General features: G+C 59.2%; 4 protein-coding genes and 1 pseudogene. 3 read left to right on the plus strand and 2 right to left on the minus strand.

Annotated elements, in window-relative coordinates; translation table 11 throughout:
- Positions 1 to 215 (minus strand): annotated as a pseudogene (locus AAFM29_RS16600) (phosphatidylserine decarboxylase family protein); the annotation flags it as partial.
- A gap of 39 nt (positions 216 to 254) precedes the next feature.
- Positions 255 to 1397 (minus strand): beta-ketoacyl-ACP synthase III, encoded by a 1143-nt coding sequence (locus tag AAFM29_RS16605; RefSeq protein ID WP_341713863.1) that lies wholly within the window; start codon positions 1395 to 1397, stop codon positions 255 to 257.
- A gap of 87 nt (positions 1398 to 1484) precedes the next feature.
- Here AAFM29_RS16605 and AAFM29_RS16610 point away from each other — a divergent pair, with 87 nt between their 5' ends.
- The 3 genes from AAFM29_RS16610 to AAFM29_RS16620 all read left to right on the plus strand — a co-directional run.
- The gene (locus tag AAFM29_RS16610; RefSeq protein ID WP_341713864.1) at positions 1485 to 2210 is read left to right on the plus strand and encodes a Crp/Fnr family transcriptional regulator; all 726 of its coding nucleotides are present in this window, start codon (positions 1485 to 1487) and stop codon (positions 2208 to 2210) included.
- Position 2211: 1 nt separating this feature from the next.
- Positions 2212 to 3597, plus strand: a complete 1386-nt coding sequence (locus AAFM29_RS16615; RefSeq protein ID WP_341713865.1) for a M24 family metallopeptidase — start codon at positions 2212 to 2214, stop codon at positions 3595 to 3597.
- 423 nt (positions 3598 to 4020) lie between these two features.
- On the plus strand, positions 4021 to 4831 hold an 811-nt coding region (locus tag AAFM29_RS16620), incomplete at its 3' end, for a HEPN domain-containing protein (protein ID WP_341713866.1).

A 4831-nucleotide genomic window follows, 5' to 3' on the forward strand; every position in this document is an offset into this window, starting at 1 on the left:
TGCGGGACCACACGTTCGGGATCGCGGAAGAAGGCGAACACCCCTCCAGAAAGCAGCAGCAGCGGCCAGCCGACGATCTCCCAATCGAGGCCGAGCAGGAAGGCCAGGCTGATCACAATGGCGATAACGCCGAACTTGCGCCCTTCTGGATGGATCGAGGGGAACGACCAGCGGACGTCGCCGCGGCCGCGGTTGTCTAAGAGATCACCTGCCATGGGCGCCACTTAAGCGTAGCGGCGCGGCGCCACAACCCGTCACGCTGCCTTGCGCACAAACACCGTGCCAGCCGAATAGCCTGCACCGAAGCTGCAGATCAGCCCCGTATCGCCAGCGGCCAAGTCTTCGTTGTGCAGGTGGAAGGCGATGATCGAACCCGCGCTCGACGTATTGCCATAGGTATCGAGAACGGTCGGGCTCTCGTCGGCATTTGCTTCATGGCCCAGCACGCGGTGCGCGATTAGGCGGTTCATACCGGCATTTGCCTGGTGCAGCCAAAGCCGCCGCAACGCATGCGGATCGAGCCCCAGCCTGCCCGCTTCCGTCACGATCATATCAGCGACCATCGGGACCACTTCCTTGAACACCTTGCGACCTTCCTGGACGAAGAGCTTGTCCGCACTTCCCTCGCTGCCCGGGTTCGCACGATTCAGGAAACCGAAGTTGTTGCGGATGTTGTTGGAAAATACCGTCTTGAGGCGAGTGCCGAGAATGTCCCAATGCTCGGCCGGGGCAATTGCGGCGTCCTCGACCAGCACCGCGGTGGCGACATCCCCAAAAATGAAATGACTGTCCCGGTCACGCCAATTGAGATGCCCGCTGGTGATTTCCGGGCTGACGACAAGCACGCTCTTGGCATTGCCTGCTCGGATATAGTCGGCAGCGGTCTGTATCCCGAAGGTCGCACTGGAGCAAGCCACGTTCATGTCGAAGCCGAAGCCGTCGATCCCCAACGCTTGCTGTATCTCGATCGCCATGGCTGGATAGGCGCGCTCCATATTCGACGCCGCACAAAGCACCGCGTCGACATCCTTTGGATCACGCCCCGCGCGTGCCAAGGCATCCTGCGCAGCCTTGACCCCAATCTCGGCCAGAATTGATAACTCTTCATTCGAGCGCTCAGGCCAACGCGGAGCCATGATCTCGGGGTCAAGCACCGGCTCCTTGGCCATCACGTGGCGCGCCTTGATCCCGCTCGCCTTCTCGATGAACTCGACCGAGCTTTCCTGCAGCGGCTCCATTTCACCTGCCGCGATCGCCTCTGCATGAGCTGCATTGTGGCGTTTCACATATTCGTTGAAGCTGGCAACCAGCTCCTCATTCGTGATGCTCTCTGCGGGCGTGAACAAGCCGGTGGCGGAAATGACGGGGTGTCCGGTCATCATGGTGTCCTGATTCATAGGCGCCGGATTAAGCGCCGCCTCGCTTTGGGGCAAGACGCGCCGCAAAGGTTGGCACCTGCGTTCCTTCGCATTATGGCCGACCCCATGGATGCTTCCACAACTGAACGCCAAATCAATTTCTGCGACGCTTGCGCAATCCGCAATCGTGCGATTTGTGGGGATCTCGACAGCCGGGAGATCGGCTTGCTGAACGGCATCGGGCGGCGCCGCCGCTTGGAGGCCGGCGAGCAGCTCTTGTGGGAAGGCGATGAAGCGATCCTCGTCGCCAATGTTATCGAGGGCGTTCTCAAACTTTCGACCCAGACCGCCGATGGCAAGGAACAGATCCTGGGCCTGGTCTATCCTTCCGATTTCCTCGGTCGACCCTTTGGTCAGACCACACCTTATGGCGTCGAGGCACTGACCGATGCGCATGTCTGCGTTTTCGAGCGCCGCGATTTCGATCGCTTTGCCCGTGAACACCCACGGTTGGAACACAAGCTGCTCGAACGCACGCTGGCCGAGCTCGACCGCACACGTCGCTGGATGCTGCTGCTGGGCCGCATGAACGCGGAACAGAAGCTGGCAACTTTCCTCATCGAAATGGTTGACCGGCTGGAGGACAAGAGCTGCGCACTGAAGGGCCTCGATGAGCCGCAAGCCGTCTGCCTGCCGCTTTCACGTCAGCAGATTGCCGATGTGCTTGGGCTCACGATCGAAACCGTTAGCCGCCAGCTTACCAAGCTCAAGAAGGATGGGTTGATCGATCTGCCCGCTCGTCGCGAAGTCGTTATCCTCGACGCCGACGAACTCGCGCTTCGTGCCGGCTAGGATGCCCGCAATCGGTCGCAAGGCATTCCTGGCGGCAATCGCGCTTGGCACCGGCATTGCCGCGGTAGCCGAACCAGCACATGACATTGCAGCGCCCATCCTGCCGATGAGTGATGACGAGCAGGAAGCTCCCGAATACCCACAGATACTCCCGATGCGCGATCGCGCAGCATTGATCGACCGAAACCTCTCGAGACGGCTGGAAACGATCATCCCGCAGATCATGCGTGAAACCGGGATCACAATGTGGATCGTCGCCGCACGCGAGTATTTCGAAGACCCGGTGATTGCGACCATGCTCGACGCCGAGAGCATGCACGCGAGGCGGCGTACAATCTTGGTATTTCACGATCCTGGTGAAGGCCAACCGGTCGAACGGCTTACCGTCAGCAGATACGGTATGGGCGATCTCTTCCATCCGTCTTGGGATCCAGCGCAACAGCCCGACCAGTGGCAGGCGCTCGCAGAGATCATCGCCGATCGTGACCCGAGCGCCGTCGCGATCAACACGTCAGACCGCACCGCATTCGGCGACGGTATGACCTATAGCCAATATAACGCGCTGATGGCCGCATTGCCGGAGGCATACCGCCAGCGGGTCGTATCGGGCGAAACGCTATCGCTGCGCTGGTTGGAGTCGCGCACTGACGATGAGCTCGCAATCTATCCCGGGATCGTGCGCCTCGCGCACGCCCTGATCGGGGAAGCATTTTCGCGAAAGGTGATCAACCCCGGAGAAACCACCACCAACGACGTTGTGTGGTGGTATCGCCAAAAGCTAGCCGAGTTGGGCCTCGACACCTGGTTCCAGCCATCGGTCGGCGTCCAGCGCCGCGGGGTGAAGGGAATGCTCGAAGGCGAGGTGGTGATCGAACCCGGCGACCTGTTGTGGACGGATTTCGGGATCACCTATCTCCGGTTGAACACCGATACGCAGCATCTCGCCTATGTATTGAAGCCGGATGAAACCACTGCTCCGGATGGGCTGGCGAAAGGCCTAGCCGCCAGCAATCGGGTTCAGGACATTTTGCGCGCCTCGTTCAAGACAGGCCTCAGCGGCAACGAAGTTCTGGCCCTCGCGCGCCAACAAGCTCTCGCTGAAGGCTTGAACCCCTCGATCTACAGCCACCCGCTCGGCTTTCATGGCCATGGCGCTGGCACGGCCATCGGTTTCTGGGACAATCAGGAGGGCGATCCGCGCGGCAATTACCGCATTCGTCCGGACACAACCTGGTCCATCGAACTCACCTCTCTCAAAGCCGTTCCCGAATGGGATAACCAGATTGTCGATTTCCGAACCGAAGAGGACGCCTTCTTCGATGGTTCGGCAGTCCGCTTCCTCGATGGCCGACAGACCGAATTGACGTTGATTCCGTCACAACCATGAAGCGCTTGGCGGCGGTGGTGGCAGGGCTTGAATCGAACTTCAAAAATAACGCTTTGAAATCAATTCTGTCTTTGAGAGCGGCGCGAACCTTCCCCCACACTCTCCCCCACACTTTTGTTCATATAAGTGTAGTTCGGTTCAGCTTTTGATCCTTAAAGCTGAATTTTTCGATGCTTGGCAGAACGTAACTCCTCCATATCCCAGCCCGTTCGAAACGCCAAGAAGCACAGCTTCAGAAGCAGATCTATGATGCTGGACACCAGCGGACCAGCAATTGGGAAATGGGCGATAAGCCCCCCCTCCCCAGTTCTTGGTATTGACGCGGCCTAGCCGAACTGACTCAACCATGCGCCACGAACAGGCGTTGCGGATGAAAGACCAACGACAGGTGCAACTATTCCAGCAACTTGCTAGGGCTAGGTGATGAGGACCGATCTCGATCATCTGCCACCACAGAAACAGCGCGAGCTGGAGCGCGTGGTGCAGCTGGTGTTCGAGGAGTTCGGCGATGCCTTCGCGCTCTCCAAGCACGAGTGGAAGAAGGCTGGTCGCATCCTCAAGGTTATCCTCTACGGCAGCTATGCCAGAGGCACCTGGGTCGACGAGCCGCATACCGCCAAGGGCTATCAGTCCGATTACGATCTGCTCATCATCGTCAACGACAAGCGACTGACCGACAGGGTTAAGTACTGGGCCAAGCTCGATGACCGGTTGATGCGCGAGTATGGGGTTACCGGAACGATCAGAACCCCGATCAACTTCATCGTGCACACCTTGCAGGAAGTGAACGACGGGCTAGCCCATGGGCGCTACTTCTTCATGGATGTGAAGCAGGACGGCATTGCGCTCTACCAATCCGATGACACCGAGCTGCATACACCCAAGCCCAAGACGCCGACGCAGGCTCTCAAGATGGCGCAGGAGTATTTTGAGGAGTGGCTACCTAGCGGGCAGCAGTCACTTGAGACCGCACGCTTCACGATGGAAAAGGGTTGGACTAAAAAGGCGGCGTTCAACCTGCATCAAGCGACCGAGAGCCTCTACCACTGCGTGCTTCTGGTCTGCACTTTCTACACGCCCCACGTGCACAATCTAGGCTTCCTGCGCACCCAGGCCGAACGCATCGATCGACGGCTGACCTATGTCTGGCCGCGCGATACCAAGCGCGATCGCGCGCGGTTCGAGAAGCTCAAGGAAGCCTACGTCAAGGCGCGTTACTCGAAGCACTACCGCA

It is taken from the genome of Erythrobacter sp. (genome assembly GCF_038133525.1).
Lineage (GTDB): Bacteria > Pseudomonadota > Alphaproteobacteria > Sphingomonadales > Sphingomonadaceae > Qipengyuania.

What these genes read in the sequence shown, in the direction of transcription:
- AAFM29_RS16605 (WP_341713863.1), bottom strand. Translation starts at nt 1,397, where the DNA reads ATGAATCAGGACACCATGATGACCGGACACCCCGTCATTTCCGCCACC.
- AAFM29_RS16615 (WP_341713865.1), top strand. Translation starts at nt 2,212, where the DNA reads ATGCCCGCAATCGGTCGCAAGGCATTCCTGGCGGCAATCGCGCTTGGC.
- AAFM29_RS16610 (WP_341713864.1), top strand. Translation starts at nt 1,485, where the DNA reads ATGGATGCTTCCACAACTGAACGCCAAATCAATTTCTGCGACGCTTGC.